17 protein-coding genes are annotated in these 17,638 nt (G+C 41.2%); 16 read left to right on the forward strand and 1 reads right to left on the reverse strand.

The features are described from left to right. The 16 genes from dnaA (at position 1) to rocF (ending at position 16,207) form a co-directional block, all read left to right on the forward strand. The gene (dnaA, locus tag IWA51_RS00005) at positions 1 to 1,488 is read left to right on the forward strand and encodes a chromosomal replication initiator protein DnaA (protein ID WP_198442664.1); all 1,488 of its coding nucleotides are present in this window, start codon (positions 1 to 3) and stop codon (positions 1,486 to 1,488) included. A 286-nt stretch (positions 1,489 to 1,774) separates the two neighbouring features. Beyond that, complete coding sequence (gene dnaN, locus IWA51_RS00010; RefSeq protein WP_198442665.1) at positions 1,775 to 2,899, forward strand: DNA polymerase III subunit beta; 1,125 nt, start codon at positions 1,775 to 1,777, stop codon at positions 2,897 to 2,899. Then, positions 2,899 to 4,002, forward strand: coding sequence for a DNA replication/repair protein RecF (recF, locus tag IWA51_RS00015; protein WP_177527761.1), 1,104 nt, complete (start codon positions 2,899 to 2,901; stop codon positions 4,000 to 4,002). The genes dnaN and recF overlap by 1 nt, the downstream gene beginning before the upstream one ends. Positions 4,003 to 4,034: 32 nt before the next feature. Further along, positions 4,035 to 4,577 carry a DciA family protein gene (locus tag IWA51_RS00020; RefSeq protein ID WP_177527762.1) on the forward strand — a complete coding sequence of 181 codons (543 nt, stop codon included), beginning with the start codon at positions 4,035 to 4,037 and terminating at the stop codon, positions 4,575 to 4,577. A gap of 56 nt (positions 4,578 to 4,633) precedes the next feature. Further along, entirely contained in the window at positions 4,634 to 4,789 is a 156-nt protein-coding gene (gene rpmH, locus IWA51_RS00025; RefSeq protein WP_177527763.1) for a 50S ribosomal protein L34, read from the forward strand. A gap of 13 nt (positions 4,790 to 4,802) precedes the next feature. Continuing rightward, complete coding sequence (rnpA, locus tag IWA51_RS00030; RefSeq protein WP_177527764.1) at positions 4,803 to 5,165, forward strand: ribonuclease P protein component; 363 nt, start codon at positions 4,803 to 4,805, stop codon at positions 5,163 to 5,165. After that, complete coding sequence (gene yidD / locus IWA51_RS00035; RefSeq protein ID WP_177527765.1) at positions 5,135 to 5,383, forward strand: membrane protein insertion efficiency factor YidD; 249 nt, start codon at positions 5,135 to 5,137, stop codon at positions 5,381 to 5,383. Before rnpA ends, yidD begins: the two co-directional genes overlap by 31 nt. Before the next feature lie 24 nt (positions 5,384 to 5,407). Next, positions 5,408 to 7,231 (forward strand): membrane protein insertase YidC, encoded by a 1,824-nt coding sequence (yidC, locus tag IWA51_RS00040; protein WP_198442666.1) that lies wholly within the window; start codon positions 5,408 to 5,410, stop codon positions 7,229 to 7,231. A gap of 29 nt (positions 7,232 to 7,260) precedes the next feature. Beyond that, entirely contained in the window at positions 7,261 to 7,977 is a 717-nt protein-coding gene (jag, locus tag IWA51_RS00045) for an RNA-binding cell elongation regulator Jag/EloR (RefSeq protein WP_198442667.1), read from the forward strand. Between the two features lie 21 nt (positions 7,978 to 7,998). Continuing rightward, positions 7,999 to 8,784, forward strand: a complete 786-nt coding sequence (locus IWA51_RS00050) for a DUF6675 family protein (RefSeq protein ID WP_198442668.1) — start codon at positions 7,999 to 8,001, stop codon at positions 8,782 to 8,784. Between the two features lie 91 nt (positions 8,785 to 8,875). Next, positions 8,876 to 9,844: a peptidylprolyl isomerase gene (locus IWA51_RS00055; protein WP_230402666.1), complete on the forward strand. Its 969-nt coding sequence runs from the start codon at positions 8,876 to 8,878 to the stop codon at positions 9,842 to 9,844. Between the two features lie 122 nt (positions 9,845 to 9,966). Then, positions 9,967 to 11,007: a Gx transporter family protein gene (locus IWA51_RS00060; protein ID WP_198442670.1), complete on the forward strand. Its 1,041-nt coding sequence runs from the start codon at positions 9,967 to 9,969 to the stop codon at positions 11,005 to 11,007. Continuing rightward, positions 11,000 to 13,540 (forward strand): ATP-dependent helicase C-terminal domain-containing protein, encoded by a 2,541-nt coding sequence (locus IWA51_RS00065; protein ID WP_198442671.1) that lies wholly within the window; start codon positions 11,000 to 11,002, stop codon positions 13,538 to 13,540. Before IWA51_RS00060 ends, IWA51_RS00065 begins: the two co-directional genes overlap by 8 nt. Position 13,541: 1 nt before the next feature. Continuing rightward, positions 13,542 to 14,189 (forward strand): GNAT family N-acetyltransferase, encoded by a 648-nt coding sequence (locus tag IWA51_RS00070; RefSeq protein ID WP_177527772.1) that lies wholly within the window; start codon positions 13,542 to 13,544, stop codon positions 14,187 to 14,189. Further along, entirely contained in the window at positions 14,186 to 14,959 is a 774-nt protein-coding gene (locus IWA51_RS00075; RefSeq protein WP_198442672.1) for a hypothetical protein, read from the forward strand. Before IWA51_RS00070 ends, IWA51_RS00075 begins: the two co-directional genes overlap by 4 nt. Before the next feature lie 336 nt (positions 14,960 to 15,295). Continuing rightward, positions 15,296 to 16,207, forward strand: a complete 912-nt coding sequence (rocF, locus tag IWA51_RS00080) for an arginase (protein WP_177527774.1) — start codon at positions 15,296 to 15,298, stop codon at positions 16,205 to 16,207. Positions 16,208 to 16,228: 21 nt separating this feature from the next. On the opposite strand, the gene IWA51_RS00085 is transcribed toward rocF, so the two are convergent. Beyond that, positions 16,229 to 17,554: a GntR family transcriptional regulator gene (locus IWA51_RS00085; protein WP_177527775.1), complete on the reverse strand. Its 1,326-nt coding sequence runs from the start codon at positions 17,552 to 17,554 to the stop codon at positions 16,229 to 16,231. Positions 17,555 to 17,638: the final 84 nt, after the last annotated feature.

Genomic DNA, 17,638 nt, shown 5'->3' on the forward strand with positions numbered 1-17,638 from the left:
ATGAGTGAACAGAATTACAAGGCTTTCTGGGATGAAGCATTAAAACAGATACACGAAGAATACAAGTCACAAGGTCAGGAAGACCAGTTCTCGCTATGGTTCAACATGACTTATCTTGAAGATTCAATTTCAGAGATAACTGTAACCGTTCCTTCTTCATTTATGTGGGGACAGATGGTAAAAATGGGGAACGTAGCCAAAGTTGAATCAAAAATTAAAGAACTCTGCGGCCAGACAATTTCAATCAATTATATAGTAAAAAAAGCTGAACCAGCACCAGAGCCGGTTACCACACAGACACAATCTGTACCCAAAACTGAACCCCAAATTCAGGCTGAACACCTTGAAACAACAGACACTTCTTCTGATAACACAAATTCTGTAAGTCAAACAGACAACGCGGCGGCATCTGTACCCAAAACTGACACCGTACAATTCAGAAAACATCCGTTACTACGTGAAGATTATACATTCGACAGATTCGTAACAGGTGACAACAGTGAATTTGCATACAGTGCCGCACTGGCCGCCGCTAAAAATCCCGGAAGAAGATTCAATCCTCTTTTGATATACGGTGGCGTAGGACTTGGAAAAACCCACCTCATGCAGTCAATAGGCAATTACATCTACAACAATGCAGACCCTGACTCAAGGCTCAAAATCTGTTACATAACTGCAGAAAACTTTACAAATGAATTTACAGCTTCACTCAGAAATAACACAATAGAAAAGTTCAAGTCAAAATACAGACAGCTGGACGTACTTTTACTGGACGACATCCACTTTTTAAAGGACAAGGTCGGAACCCAGGAAGAACTGTTCCACACTTTTGAAGCTTTGTCTCAGAAACACGCGCAGATGGTATTTACATGCGACCGCCCTCTTTCAGAACTGAACGGTATTGAAGAAAGACTTAAGTCGCGCTTTTCTCTGGGAACACCTATTGACCTGCAGCCACCAAACTACGAAACAAGGCTTGCCATTCTTCAAAAAAAGCAACACCTGAACGGAACACAAATATCTGACGAAGTAATTGAATATATTGCAAAAAATGTTCAGTCAAACGTAAGGGAATTAAGTTCTTGCCTGGACAAAATGGTACGCTATGCAGAAGTTATTCAAAAGCCTGTCACTATAGATATTGCCCAGCGTGAACTCAGGGACTTCTTTAGTGAATCGGCAGGTGGTTCTGTAAACATAGAAACCATACAGAAAGTCGTTGCAAACCATTACAATATTTCACTGAGCGACATAAAAAGCAAAAAGCGTAACAAAAAATTCGTTGTTCCACGCCAGATTGCAATTTACATCGCACGTGAGCTTGCAGATCTTTCCTACCCTGAACTTGGTAATGAGTTCGGAGGAAGAGACCATACTACGGCAATGCACAGTTACGAAAAAGTTGTTGACCAGCTCAAAACCGACTCAACACTGAATTCGACTGTTCAGCTTTTGATTAGAGAGGTTAAAGACTATAAAAAAATATAATTACCTGTGGAAAAACAGGTACCTTTATGATAAAATACTGTGGAAAACCTGTTAGATTCTTGGTATTCTGTGTAAAAGTGAAAATCCTGTGAATTCAAACACACCGGTTATGCACTTTGCAATTTTATTCAACAAAAAGAATTAAATGATTTTTCCACGAATTCACAGGCCTTATTATTATTACTACTAAATTTTATAAATTTATAAATTTAATAAGAGCGTGAATTAAATTTGAAATACCCGGTGTAATCCCAAAAGATTACCTTAATAAATTATAGGAGTTTTTATGAAATTTACTTTTGAAAAAGATGCGATGATAAAAGAAATATCTATCGCCCAGGAAATTATTTCTACAAAGAATGCCGGTTCTATGCTTTCAAATGTTCTGTTGATTGCAGAGAATAATACTCTTACCATTAAGGCAACAGACATAAAAGTAAATTTCCAAACACAAATTCCTGTAAATATTGATATAGAAGGAACAACGACAGTTTACTGTGATAAATTTATGGGAATTCTCCAGTCACTGCCGGAAGGTGATGTTGAATTCATTCAGGAAGAAAGCCCTGACAATGAAAAATCAATAACAGTAACAATCAAACCTGTTCTTAAAAAAATCAAATTCCAGATGAAGAGCATGTCAGAAGAAAAGTTCCCCGAATTTGATTCTGCAGAAAAAGTTCCTTATTTTGAGATTCCTTCTAAAGAACTTAAGGAAATGATTCTTCATACAGCATTTGCAGTAAGTGTAGATGAAACACGCTATTTTATGAACGGCGTATATTTTGAGAAAAAAGATGATTCGCTGAATCTTATTGCAACTGACGGTCGTCGCCTGAGTTTTGCTTCAAAAAATATTCTTGCCGGAGTAAGTGATTTTACACCTGCAATTGTTCATCCCAAAATTCTGAATATTATTTTAAAGCATGCTCCTGTTGAAGGAAACATTTTTATGGCAATTGTGGACAAAATGATTTTCTTTAAGTTCGGAAGTTACAGTTTTGGTTCAGTGCTTATTGAAGGACAGTTTCCCAATTATTCACGTGTAATTCCCGACCACCAGGATTTTGTGTTCAAAGTACAGAAAGATGAACTTATGGGTGCATTCAAGCGTGTTGCACTTATGGTAGACAAAAAGTCAGGAAGAATTTTCTTTGACATAAGCGATGGTGTACTTAAAATAAGTTCGCAGCAGGCAGACCTTGGAAGTTCATCAGAAGAAATTCCGTGTGAATATTCCGGTGAACCTGCAGTCATAGCACTTAATTACCGCTATATTGATGAGCCTTTGCGCGGAATGGACTGTGAGAGAATAGCCTTCGAGTTTACTGCCGAGATGAAAGCAATAACAATGCGCCCTGAGCCGGCCGAAGACTATTTTGACATAATAATGCCGATGCAGAAAGAATAGTGCCGTTTCTATCTCTTAATCCCGTAAATTTCAGAAATCTCAAAAACGAGACAATCGATCTTCTTGCGAGAGAAGTTTATTTTACGGGAGAAAACGGCCAGGGTAAAAGCAATCTGCTTGAGGCCCTTTACTATTCTGCCTACGGAGCGTCTTTTAGAACAAGGGCAGACTCTGAAATTATACGGAATTCTGAATCTGCCTGTGCGCTGCATACTTTATACAGGGAAGAAAACGGTTCAACTCATACAACTTCAATAAAGATTATAAGGAATGCAAACAAAATAGACAAAAAAATCGAAAAAGACGGAAAAATCCTTCATGATCGTAAGGAATTAATTAATACGATGCCGTGTGTTCTTTACAATCATGACGATTTGGATTTTGCTGTTGGTTCTCCGGAGAGGCGCCGTTTTTTTATAGACCAGTCCCTGAGCATGTACGATGTTCTTTACATTGACGTTATGCGCCGTTACAAGCGTGTTTTGAAAAACAGAAACCTTTCGTTAAAAAACAAAGCCTTTGATTTGATAGATACTTATGATGCCCAGCTTGTTCAAAACGGAATTGAAATACAGAAAAAAAGAAATGATGCAGTTTTCAGCTTTAACCAGATTTTCGGTAGGCTTTATGAGGAAGTAACCGGAATAGACGGCGTAAGTATAAGATACTGCCCTTCATGGAAAAAAAATGCAGAAGTCTTGCCCTCCCCTTCCGAAGTGTATGACATTGTTCACTCACACCGCGAGGCTGAACGTGTAATGGGTACAACACTGACCGGTCCCCACCGTGACAGAATTGTTTTTGTCCGCAAAGGAAGTGCCTTTGTTCCGACTGCATCTACAGGACAGAGACGGCTTCTTGCCCTTATACTCAGAACTGCACAGGCTGTATTTTATACTCATGCAACTTCAAAAAAGCCCGTTCTTCTTATGGACGATGTGCTTTTGGAACTGGACCCCGAAAAGAGGCGGCGTGTAACGACACTTCTTCCCGATTACGACCAGCTTTTTTGTACATTTCTCCCGGGTGAACCTTATGAACATTACAAAACCGATGCGACAAGGGTTTATTCAATTGAAAAAGGAAACTGGAAGCAAATATAGACTGAATCATTCAGTTTTTGAAAGGGAAAAAAATGGAAGAAGCAGAAAAAATATCTTTTGTAATAGAAAGTGCATTTGAAAATATACGTACGGCAAATGCAGGTGATGCTCTGAATATTTACAATGTGTGGAAAAATGTTCTTTGCCGCATAAAAGGACGTTCCCCAAACGAAGGACAGAAACTTGCAGACCACAGTCGCGTAATTGACTACAAAAATGGAATTCTTCTGGTAGAAGCAGATCATCCCGGCTGGATAGAGCTGCTGCGTCTTCACAAAAAATATATCATGACCGGACTTGAGCGTGATATTCCACAGATAAAGATTACGAATGTAGTTTACAGACTTGCAGGACACCGCGGAGAAATTTTTGACACGCGTAATATGCAGGAAAAAGACAGCGATACCAGATCAAAAATGCAGCAACGTCTTGATGAAGAAGAGAAAATTATTGAAAAAACAGGAATTTCTGTTGATAAAAAGCATGGAACTGCTCCAAAAAAGGCTCTTCCGCCGGAATTGGCAGCAATTTTTGACGATTTAAGGCAAAGTATGTTGACCAATTCAAAAGATTAATGGTAATATACGCACTACTGTAATCGAAATTATTATTTTTATATAGGAGTCATCATATGTTACGCACATACCAACCTAGTAAAGTAAAGCGCAATAGAAAATTCGGATTCCGCGCACGCATGGCAACCCGTGGTGGTCGCATGGTTCTCGCGAGAAGAAGAGCAAAGGGTCGCCATAAGCTTACTGTTTCTGACGAAAAGAAGCCTTACTGATTTTTCTTAGCGGATGGAAGCGGACTTGTTAAAAACGGGGCGTTTTAAGCGTGAAGAACATATAAAGCGCCCTGCCGACATCCAGAAACTTTTTAAGACAGGGAAGCGAGTCAGTGTTGCTGGAGCAAAGCTCTTCTATATGCTGAATGACCGAAACATAAATCGAATCGGATTTCCACTTCCCCGCGGTTATGGAAACGCTGTGGAGCGAAACACATCCAGGCGCTACAGCCGTGAAACATATCGCTTTTTTAAGACACACCTGAACACCGGATACGATATGCTCCTTCTAGTATATCCCGGAAATGACTCGTTCCAATCGCGGTGTGAAAAATTTAAGACATTATGCCAAAAGGCTGGTTTATTAAAGGATTAAGGGATTTTTTTACAAAATTCCTGTGTTCTTTAATACGTTTTTATCAAGTTTTTATCTCTCCTTTATTTCCGCCGAGTTGCAGATTTACACCGACGTGTTCTCAGTATGCTATGGAAGCAATAAGAAAACACGGCCCGCTAAAGGGTTTTTATCTTGCCGTAAAAAGAATAATCAGATGTAATCCGTTCAATAAAGGCGGATACGATCCTGTTCCATAATCCGGCGAAAAAAAGGAAAATAATATGGACAAAAATACCATTCTGGCTATAGTTCTGTCTACTTTGGTACTGTTTGTGTCTCTTTTTGTACAGACAGTTTATGTTGCTCCAAAACAGCAGGCCGCAGCCCAGGCACAGCAGATTGAACTTGAAGCACAGAAAGCTCTGGAAGAAGAAAAAGCACGCGAAGAACAGTCTTTGATAGACAGCGTTGTTTCTGCAGATAATGAAACTTCAAAAGTCGATCAGATTCCTCTTCAGGAATTTACAGTCACTACAAAAAAAGCAAAAGTTGTTCTTACAAACAGAGGCGGAGACATAATAAGTTACCAGCTTCTTGAACATAAGGATAAAGATACTGGTCTGGGTGTCGAAATGGCAGACAATGTTTCTGAAATGAACAGAGCCTTTTCACTTTCGTTCGGCGGACCGGAATCTTCTGTAATTAACGAAAACTTCAATGTAAAAGTATTTGACGATTATACAATCGGTTTTTTCAAAACGTATGAGTTTAAGGACGAGTCAGGAAATACACGCCCTGTAACTCTCGGAAAAAAGTATACCTTTATGCCTGATGATTATGTTTTTAAACTGGATGTTACCTTAAAAACTGGTGACGGCGGACTGGACTTTAACGGAGCTTCCTATACCATAAGAACGGCTCCGCAGATTGGACCGCACTATGACAGAAAGCATGACCGCTACGAAGTAAGACAGTTTATTTCGTTCAACGGGTCAAAGAAAACTGTAAAACCAATAACAGATAAAACATATGACAAGCCGTATGACTGGGCTGGTGTTGCAGGAAAATATTTTACTACCCTTGTAAAACCTGTTGCTCCTCTAAACATGCAGAACAATGTAAAGACTTCTGTTCAGAGCAGCAATGACTATGAAAATGCCCAGATTTTCCTTACAAGAAATCCTGTTGAGTCAGGCGATGTAAATGATTCTTACTACATTTATGTCGGACCAAGAAGTGAAAATGAGCTCATTAAATACAATTCAAAGGAAAAGAACTCCTGGGGTCTTTCTGGAGTAAAATTCAATCAGGCTTTGCAGACAAGCGGAATGCTTTCGTGGATTGAAATTGTACTCAAGTGGATTCTCGAAAAAATAAATATTGTAATGAAGAACTGGGGAATTTCTATCATAGTTCTTACAATTATCTTGAAGATTGTTTTGTTCCCGCTGAATAAGAATTCTGCAATGGGTTCCCTTAAAATGCAGGAACTTCAGCCAAAAATGACAGCGCTTCAGGAAAAGTACAAAGATGACCAGCAGAAACTTAGTATAGAAATGCAGAAACTTTATAAAGAAGTCGGGTATAATCCTATGAAGGGTTGTCTTCCGATGATTCTGCAGATGATTATCCTGTTTGCTCTTTACAATGTATTCAACAATTACTTTGAGTTCCGCGGAGCAGAATTTATTCCGGGATGGATTGACGATCTTTCAAAGGGAGACGTTCTGTTTACATGGAACAAACATATTCCGTTTATTTCGGGATTTACGATGAATACTTTGCGTCTTCTTCCGTTTATTTATACTGCTTCACAGCTTTTGAACGGTGTTATTACACAGTACGGCGGTTCGGCAGGTGGCGGTGCTGCACAGAAACAGATGAAATTCATGATGTACGGTATGCCTATTATGTTCTTCTTCCTGTTCTATAATGTACCGAGCGGACTTCTCCTTTACTGGACTGTAAGCAACATTCTTCAGATTGGACAGCAGCTTGTTATTAACAATGTAATGAAGAAAAAGCGTGCCGAAATGGAAAAAGCAAAACCGGTTGTTAACAGTAACGTTCTTAAATTCAAGGGCGGAAAGAAAAAAACACGCTGATTATTGAGTAAAATTCTTGGAGGAATAAAATGGTTTACGAATATGAAGGAAAAACAGAAAAAGAAGCTGTAGAAAAGGCAGCTGTTGAACTTGGTCTTGAAAAAGATCAGTTTGATGTAGAAATTCTTGAGTCACAGAAAAATACTCTTTTCAAAAAAGGTTATGTAAGAATCAGAATTCACACTGTTGACTCTCAGGATCATGTTTCCCCTGAATTTGACGGAAAAATTCCGAATGCAACTGTCCGCGCAAATAATCCTGCGATGGTTGCAAATCCCATGCCTCAAGGTGAATTCGAATCAAAAATCATCGATTTTGTTACTGAGATGATAAACAAGATGGGATACGAAGTTACTGTTGAAGTTATGTTCCGCGAAGAAAAGAAAATTGGAATAAAACTTACAAGCGACAGTTCTTCTATTCTTATTGGACGCAAGGGAAAGAATCTTGATGCAATGCAGCTTCTTGTAAATGTTTATGCAGGCCACCTTGGACACGAAGATGTAAGAATTATTCTTGACAGCGAGAATTACAGAATCCGCCGTGAGGAAAGTCTTGTTCGTCTTGCATACGTTACTGCCGATAAGGTCAGACAGACAAAGAATTCAATTCTTCTTGAACCGATGAATCCTTTTGAGCGCCGTCTTATTCACACAACTCTTAATGACATTGGCGATATTGAAACTAAAAGCGAGGGAGATGGTTTATATAAGCAGGTGCGCGTAATTTACAAAGGCGTGCGCTGAAAATCATTTTCAGGACTGTGTATGGCGGAAAACCTAAAGAAAAAAATTCTGCTTGTTGCTGTCTGTTTATTTTCCGGACTGGAAGTTTTTGCATTTTCAGCCCGGGACATTGTTGACAGTTCAATTTATGATAAACTTGTTTCTGACGGAAAGATTCAGGTTAATCACTTTAAAGAAAAGACATACGAACTTAAGCTTTTGCCAAAGACAGAGCTTAGTAAAAAAATTTCTTCAGTCTGGCCTTCTGAGTTTGGGATTCCGGTTATTTATGTAGAGAATCTTTACCTGATTCCAAAGAAGAACCTGAACAGTTCCAATCCGCAGAGTGTTAATATTGAAAAGGCATCACGTGTAATCCGTTCGGTAAGCAAAATGGATAAAATGCCGTATATTGACGAAGGTGTTGAAAAAATTCTTTACAAGGAAGCCTACTGTATTGCAGGTCCAAGAGACAGAACAAGAGTTGCTGACCCTGTTGACGGTGACATTGACGGTAAAAAAGCTTATGTTCTTTTAAACGATAAATCGCTTGGAAAGATTAATTATGTTCTTAACTATTTTGGTAAAGAACAGGAAATTGCTGCAGATTTTGCAAATTGTAGTGACGTTTATGTTGGTCCGATTAAATGTGTAGAAACTGAGCAGCTTAGAATTAATCTTGTTGTAATGGATTGTGAAGAAGACCTTATGGTTTATATGCTGGTTCAGACAAAAGTACCGGCGATTTCGTTTCTTGAAAACAAATTCTATGATACTTTTTCAAAGAGACTTGATGCAATTTACCGCTGGTTTTTGAAACAGTTTTAGGCAACCGTATAGGAGGGCAATATAAATGAAAAAAAATTTGGCTGTGCTTCTTTTTGGAGCTGTATTATTAAGTTGCGGAGGATGTAAACCCATGGGAAACAGTTTGAAATCTATCGAAGGCAAAGACGGACTTTTTGCTGATATAGAAACAACACGCGGTGATATTGTTGTAGAACTTTATTACAAGCAGACACCACTTACTGTTGCTAACTTTGTTGGTCTGGCAGAAGGAACACTGGACAGCCACAAGGGAAAGAAATTTTACGACGGACTCAAGTTCCACCGTGTTATTGCAGATTTTATGATTCAGGGTGGAGATCCTGCAGGAAACGGAACAGGTGGTCCCGGATATAAATTTGCTGATGAAATTGTAGAAGAACTTGACTTTAAGGGACCGGGAGTTCTTGCTATGGCAAATGCAGGACCCGGAACAAACGGAAGCCAGTTCTTTATTACACATGTAGAAACACCGTGGCTTAACGGGCACCACACAATTTTTGGACATGTTGTTGATGACGCAAGCCAGGATGTTGTTAATGCGGTTAAGCAGAATGATGAAATCAAGAGCGTAAAGATTATCAGACACGGTGCAGAAGCAGAAGCTTTTGGTACAACACAGTCTGATTTTGATAAATATGCCGCTGTTGCAAAAAAGAATGCCCTTGCAAAGAAGGAAAAGGCTCTTAAGGACAAGATTGCTGCTGTAGAAAAAGCTTTCCCCGGATTTGAAAAGGATGAAAACGGAATTTACTTTAAGACAACAAAGGAAGGCTCTGGAAGTAAGTGTGGTGCCGGTAAAAAAGTTGCCACTGAATACAAGGGATATTTTGTTGACGGTCTGGTTTTTGATAAGTCTGAAGGCCGTGGTCCATTGGATTTTGTTACTGCAGCCGGCCAGATGATTCCGGGTTATGATGTTATGGTTCAGGATATGAAGCTTGGAGAAAAGAGAACTGTTGTTCTTCCTCCTGATATGGCTTACGGTGAAAATGGAATTCCGGGTGCTATTCCGCCGAATTCTTATCTTGCCTTTGATATTGAACTTGTTTCTATAAGATAATAAAGAATATAAAAACTTGCGTATTCTTTATTGGCGGTTTTTAGAACGGTTTCTTTCTGTATATTTGCGGGAAGAAGCCGTTTTTTGTTTTAAATTTTTGGTTTTTGTGCTAAACTTTCTGCATGTTTGAGAAGAAGGCTGCAAACCCTGCCCTACCCTTTTTTACAGCTTTGTGTATGTTTCTTTCTGCCGTGGAATATGCTGTTCCCAAGCCGCTGCCGTTTATGAGGCTTGGACTTGCGAATGTTCCGTTAATGCTGGCTTTTGGGTTTATGAATTTTTCTTCTGTCCTTTTGCTTGCAGCACTTAAGGTTTTTGTTCAGGGTGTAATTTCTGGGACTTTGTTGAGCTATGTTTTTGTGATGAGCTTTTTTGGCACTTTTTTGAGCGTTATTTTTTCTTTTGCGGCGTATTCTCTTTTTTTTGAAAAAAAAATGATTTCTTTTGTCGGAGTTTGCATTTTTGGTGCGCTGGGAAATGTTCTGTCGCAAATGTTTTGGTGCCGCATATTCTTTTTTGGAGAGACGGCGCGCGCGGTTTGGGCGGGGATTGTTGTCTGGGGATTTGCAGCGGGAATTATGACTGGATGTTTTACTAAGAAATTTGCAGATTGTTCGCAGTGGTATGCCGGTTTACGGGCGGGAACGGTTAGGTTTTTGCGCGCGCCGGTGTCAGTTAACGAAAAAAAGCGTTTTAAATTTACAGACGCGGCGCTTTGGCTCACAAGCGCCGCGGGTGTGGCAGGACTGATGTTTTGTAAAAATATTTTTGTCATGTGGGGAATCTGCGCGCTCTTTTTCATAGCGGCGTCTGTCAGGAGAAAAAAGTGTGTGCGAATTTTACCAGGACTGGCGGTTGTTTTGTTTATGACAGCGGCTTCTGTTTTTACGCCATACGGAAAGATTTTGTTCAGCGTGGGGTCAGTTATGGTTACTGAAGGTGCTGTTACAGTCGCTTTGATGAAAGCCGCAAGACTTTTGGGAATATGCTGGATTTCGCAGACGGTGGTTGCCAAAGAAATATATTTTGGCACAAGCGGCCATATATTTTCTGAAGTAATTGCTTATTTTGACGCTCTTACCGGACAAAAATGGAGACTCGGAAAAAAAGGATTTTTTAAATCTCTGGACGGAATTCTTACTGAGGTATGTACAAATGTCTGATATTGAAAAACTGCCGGTTTATGAGTACCTGGATGAAATCTGTGAAAAACTGAAGAATTCCCCTTCCCGCTTTCTTGTGCTGACTGCAGAAACGGCCGCCGGAAAATCTACTGCAGTACCTGTAAGTTTACTAAAGCATTTTTCGGGACAGATACTGATGCTTGAACCCCGCCGCCTGGCTGTTGTAAATATTGCTTCACGGGTTTCCGAACTTTTGGGAGACGTACCCGGCGGCCTTTGTGGCTATACTGTTCATCTTGAAAAAAAAGTAAGCCCCAGAACACGCTTTACGGTGCTTACAGAGGCTGTTCTTACGCGCATGATGCAGTCTGACCCTGTTTTGGAAGGTGTGTCGGTTGTTGTAATTGATGAGTTCCATGAAAGAAGTGTACATTCAGATTTGGCACTGGCTTTTCTTAAAGAAGCCGTGGCTTTGCGGGATGACCTTTTTGTAATAGTTATGTCGGCAACTATTCAGACAGATCACCTTTGTTCTTATCTTGGTGAGTCGTTTACGGGGTCAGATAAGGGTACAGATTCTGTACCCTTTGTTCCTGTAATGAAAATTCCGGGCAGACGCTTTCCTGTTACTGTGGAATATGAGCCCAATCTGTCACCGTCGCGTGCTGTTATTAAGGTTTTGTCTGAATCTGTCACCGTTAATAAATCTGTACCCAAAACTGTACCTGTTGAAGAAAATAGGAAGAAATCTGACACCTTATCTGTACCTGTAAATGCTTGCCCGGGTCAGGACATTCTTGTATTTTTGCCTGGAATTGCAGAAATAAGGCGTACTAAAACCGAGCTGGAATCGCTGTTAATAGGTACATATTTGGAGAAGGGTACAGAAATTTTTGTTCTTCACAGCTCTGTACCCTTTGACGAGCAGAAGAAAATTCTTAAAGGACACAGCTACTCAAATTCTGCGGATTGTGCAGAAAAAAGGCGCGTAATTCTGAGCAGTTCCATTGCAGAAACGTCTCTCACAGTACCTGACGTTGGGATTGTCATTGATTGTGGTTTAAGCCGCTACAATATTTTTAACCAGTCACTTCTTATGGACACTCTGGTGACCCGCAGTGAAAGTATGTTCAGCGCGCAGCAGAGGGCAGGACGTGCAGGCCGTATGGGTCCGGGTCGCTGTATAAGGCTCTGGAGGCAGTCTGAACCGCGTCCCGAGTCGTTGTCGCCCGAAATTCTTCGCAGTGATCTGAATTCACTTGTTCTTGAGTGTGCGGAATGGGGTGTTTCTTCGCGAGAAGGTCTTTCTTGGCTTGATGTGCCGTCAGAGTCTGCGTGGAACAGTGCCGTGCAGGTTTTGGAACTTTTGGGCTGCCTTAAGGAAGGCAAAATTACTGAGTTGGGTAGGGCATGTCTTTTTCTGGGACTGAACCCGCGTGTTGCATGCGTTGCGTTAAGCGGAATTCCGTTTGGAAAAGTGGAGTTATCCACATGTATCGCGGTAAAATGTGCACTGGGTGGGACGGTGACAGACAGAATGCAGCAAATGTATGAGCAGGACCTTAAAAAACGGGTACAGATTTACGCAAGAAATCCACAGGTTGTGGATATTTTTGCACTTGAATTCACAGAATTTTCCACAGGTTGTGCACTTTTGTGTGGATATCCCGACCGATTGGCAGTTGCGGATGTGGAAAACCGAGGCAGATATAAATTTGCCTCCGGGCGTGAGGCAGTTTGTTCTGAAAAAGGCAGATCGGCTTACGGCGGCTCGCTTAGCACTTATATTGTTGCTCCTGAAGTTGATGCCGGCAGTTCGTGCGCGCGCATTTATGACTGGGCTTCTGTTGACGAGGCTGCAGCTTTGTCTTTTATGAACAGCCGCGCGCACAGTTTTTCTACAGCAGCATTTTCTTCTGACGGCAAACTGGTCAAGACAGAAGGCCGGGCATACGGTAAAATAATTTTGGAGAGCCGCCGTTCTGCGGTTAGCGAAGAGGATTATTCTAAAGCTGTATGCGCTGCGGTTAAGGCTGACGGGATAGAATGGCTTCCGCTTGAAAAAAACAGCATGGATTTTTTGAAACGGTGCGGGTTTTATGCCGAAAATTGCGGTTCCGGGGAAGACGGGTTCAGGCTTAAATTGAAAAATCTTGCTCTTAATGCAGAAGAATGGCTTGTTCCTTTTATTCCGCGAGGTGAAAAAGTGAATGCGCAGTCTGTTTATAATGCCCTGTACTGGTATCTGGACGGCGCTAAGGTATGTGAATGTGTTCCGGCTGAAATTACGCTTGAAAACGGGCGGCACCGTAAACTTTTGTATGAAAAAAACGGTGACAAAACTGTACCCGTTCTTGAAGTGATTATCCAGCAGGTGTTCGGGTGCTTTTCTACGCCGCGTGTGATGGGAGTTCCTGTACTGATGCGGCTGCTTTCTCCTGCCAGGCGGCCGCTTCAGGGTACTACAGATTTGGAAAACTTTTGGAATGGTACTTGGAAAGAAATTTGCTCTGAAATGAAGGGGCGCTATCCAAAGCATAACTGGGATTATACTGTGAGTGAGGGGGAATAATTTGAATAAGGCTGAATTGAATAATATTGAATTGCACAAGGTAGAATTCAGAAATGCGTGTGCTGGTGACATTGACTCAATTATGGACGTGGAAAGGGAAGCTTTTATTCCCGAAATAAACGAAAGCCGCAGTGTTTTTCTGGAAAGAATGAATGTTTTTCCTGAAGGATTTTTTGTTCTTTTGGATGAAGGAGAGGTGTGCGGTTACTTTTGCTGCGAAATATGGAAAGACGTTCCGAGCGGTAAGCTGTCGTTTGTTTTGGGACATTCGGCGGCGGCCAGTCACTGTTACGAAGGCGGCGTACTTTATATAAGTTCGGTGGCTTTGCTTAAAAAATGCCGGGGACGCGGTTTGGGCAAGCGCATGTTTGCAGAGTGTGTTTCACGGGTTTTGCAGAAGTTCCCCGGTGTTCGTGAATGCGTGCTGCTTGTGTGCGAAAAGTGGGGAGCCGCCAGACGCATTTACGAAGATATGTCTTTTTGCGAATACGGCCGTCTTGAGGACTTTTTTCCTTCGGCTGCGCGTGCTTTTGGTGAAGGCCGTGACAGTTTGGAAAAAACAGGCGGCTTTGACTGCGGGATTTTAATGAAAACAGACAGAGAGTCTTTGGAAAAAAGTGTGGGAAATGTTTCGGGAGGAAATGTATGACAGAAGGGCAGTGGAAGGCATTTTGCAGTTACAGGGATGGGTACAGATCATTGTGTGCCAAGTGGAATTCTTTGGCAGGAAGTCTTTTTCCGCTTCAAAAGGCGGCTGCTTTGAAAGACACTCCCGAATATCCTTTGCAAAATGCAGTTGTATATAACACGGCCTATGATAAAGTGACGCAGGATGATGAAATAAATTACATTGTTATAGGTGACAATCCTGGTAAGGAAGAGCAGCTTAATGCAAAACGTGCATATCTTGTTGGCCAGAGCGGGCGCATTGCAGAAGGGTTTTTTAAGCGGAATGCCGAATTTTACACTGACTTCAGGAAGAATGTTATTATAATGAACAAGACTCCTGTTCATACTGCAAAAACTGCGCATCTTAAGTTTCTTAAGAAAAACGGCGGTCCGGAAATCTGTACCCTTATTGATGACAGCCAGCGTATTATGGCACAGATGGCTGCGGAACTGCACCGTTCTCTTTATGAATATGCGGCGGAAGGTGGACGAAAACCGGAACTTTGGCTTGTGGGATATTCGGAACTTAAGGAAAAAGGGATTTTTTCTATTTACAGGGACACGCTGCTTTCTTCTTATAAAGGCGGGAAAGACAGTGCGTGGGAGTCGGTTTTTGTGTTCCAGCACTTTTCGATGAATCGTTTTCTGGTTGATTTGAATAAATTTAAGGATGAAAATCCCAGTTTTACGAACGAACGGTCGTTAAAAACTATCGGTCGTAAGCACAGAATCGAGATTTTTGGGATATGATATTTGTAAACTAACGAGTGGTTGTAAAACACCCCTCCTGGTCGGCCGGTGAAACCGATAACCGGTTTTTCAACAAAGTATGTACTCATACTTTGTTGAAATTACTTGATTTGATTTTTGCTTGGAAACTATCGTATGTCGCTTCGCGACAGCTAAAAATCAAATCATTATCGTTTCCCTCGTCCTCCCGCGCGGGGAATTTATTTAACTAACGTTAGTTTTCATATATCGTTTTAGTTAAGAATTAAGCTCTTTAAGGAGGGCCAGTTTTTTTTAACTAACGTTAGTTAGTAAAATAAATTCCTCATTTTATTTGAAATGGTAAAGGAGATGTATATGAATGTTCATATTTTGGAAATGCCACTGGATTATGGCGGACGGCGTCATGGCAGCGATATGGGGCCTTCGGCTATTCGTCTGGCGGGGCTGCGCGAAAAGATTGAAAGTCTTGGGCATAATGTTTTTGTAAACAAAAAAGGCTTTAACATTGTTGCGCAGGAATATGCCGATGCAGGTTCAAATCCGAAGGCAAAGTATCTTGATGCTATTGTTGATGCCTGTACAGATCTGGCACGCGAAGTAGAGGCCGTCAGTGACACGGGGGATTTTCCGCTTGTGCTTGGAGGCGACCATTCGATAGCGCTCGGTACACTTGCAGGACTGGGTGCTTCATACAAAAAGAGCGGAAAAAAACTGGGCGTTCTTTACGTGGATGCACATGGCGACTTTAACACCGCAGAAACTTCTTCTACGGGAAACATTCACGGCGAGTGTATGGCTGCGAGCGCGGGTTACGGACTGGAGCGGCTGGTGAATCTGTATTATGAAGGCCGTAAGGTTGATCCCAAAAACATCTGCTATGTGGGAATACGTGATCTTGATCCCGGGGAGAAAAAACTTATGCATGAAGCAGGCGTTACTGTTTTTACGATAAGTGACATTGACCGCATGGGATTTTCTGAAATTATAAAAAAAGTTAAGGTGTTTTTCAAAACCCACTGTGATACAGTGCACATCAGTTTTGATATGGACTCGCTGGATCCTTCCATTGCACCTGGTACCGGTGTTCCTGTTCCGGGGGGACTTAGTTACAGGGAAGCGCTTCTTTTGATGGAAGACATGAGTTCACTTGGAATGGTGCGTTCAATGGAGATTGTAGAAGTGAACCCTATTCTTGATGTAAGAAACGACACTGCGGCTATGGCTGTTGCTCTGGCTGCACGTATTCTTGGGGAAAAACTTTTTTAGTTCCGGCCGGATTCAGTCTTTTTAGAGCTGTTCAAGTTCATCCAGGTACTTCTGGAGTTTTCCACTCAGAAGAATATCCGAAATAACTGTCTGGTTAAGTGACGAAAGCGGGCATTCGAATCCTTCATAGCGTGATTTGTATTCTTCTGCAAGTTTTTTTGGAAGAACTGCAAAAGCCGCTTTTATTGTTCCAAATGTGGAAGTTTCAAAAGAGTTTGTGTAAATTACCTTGTCGGAATTTTCGTGAAGGAAGGGTGTAGCGTCTTCGGAACAGGTGGATGTGTCGTATTCTATTATGTATCTGTAAGGTTCGGCTGTGACCCATGAAAGAATTTCGTTTCTTCTGGAATCCAAATCTTTTAACGGACTGTCGCTTGGGGGAACATCGGTTGGTGTTGTAAAAACCATTGTTGCGCCGCTTGTGACAAGGAAGTCAAAGTTCATTCCTGAGTCATCCTGCGGAATTTCTTTTACGGGCTTTCCGGTAAGTGAGAGTATTTTTTTCATTGTCCTTTCTGTTCCTTCGCAGATTGCAATTGAAGGATTTACGTTTGGATGTCCGTTTCCTGAAGAAAGTTCTGCAAGTTGGAGAAGACCGTGTCCCTGTGATTTTATTCCGTTTTCTGAAAGAGACGGGAGTGACAGTATGTTGAATATAAGCTGCTTTATGTCTGTCCCGATTATTATGTTTGCCGGGTTTACGTCTGTTTTGCGGAAGTTGTATAGGAATGCAGCTACTGCGATTCTGAGAGTTTCGTCTCCAATCAAAGAGTCTTCTTTGTTTACTTTGTGCTGTTTGTTTTTTATGAATGCCTGTCTGTAAAGTTCTGAAAGTTCCTGTTCGGGGGTTGAAAGAGACGTTTTGTTCAGTTCTGAATTCAATTCAGCAGAAGACTGGATTACCTGGCCTGAACTTAATATTATGGGTGCAGATTCGCTTTGTTTGGGTACAGTTGGTTCGTTGCGTGTGTCTTCTTCTGAATCAAACGGGTCTGCCATTACAAAAGTGTCTTTTTTTGATTCAACGGCGGCGTCCATTATTGATTCTACTGTGGGAATCTGGTCTTCCTGGTTTGTGTTGATTGAGTTCAATTCTAATGTTTCTCCCGGTTTTTTTACAAAGAAGCCGCTTTTGGGTACAGATGTAATGTAGCCGGCTTTTTCGAGTTCTTCATATGCTTTTGTTACTGTATTTTTGCTTATGCCTTGTTTCTGGGACATTACGCGCACTGAAGGTAATTTTGTTCCTGTTTTGAGAGTGTTGTTTTCTATCTGCCCGGATATTTCGCGGAAAAGCTGATAGTACAATTTTCTTTTGCTGTCTTTGTCGAGTTCAAAATCTTTCAACAGAATGTCCCCTCTTTTTATTTCTGAACTTTTTTATCTGTACCCATATTATAGGGTTGAACGTCTGAAAAAGCAAATTTTTTT

The sequence above is a fragment of the Treponema peruense genome (genome assembly GCF_016117655.1).
GTDB lineage: Bacteria > Spirochaetota > Spirochaetia > Treponematales > Treponemataceae > Treponema_D > Treponema_D peruense.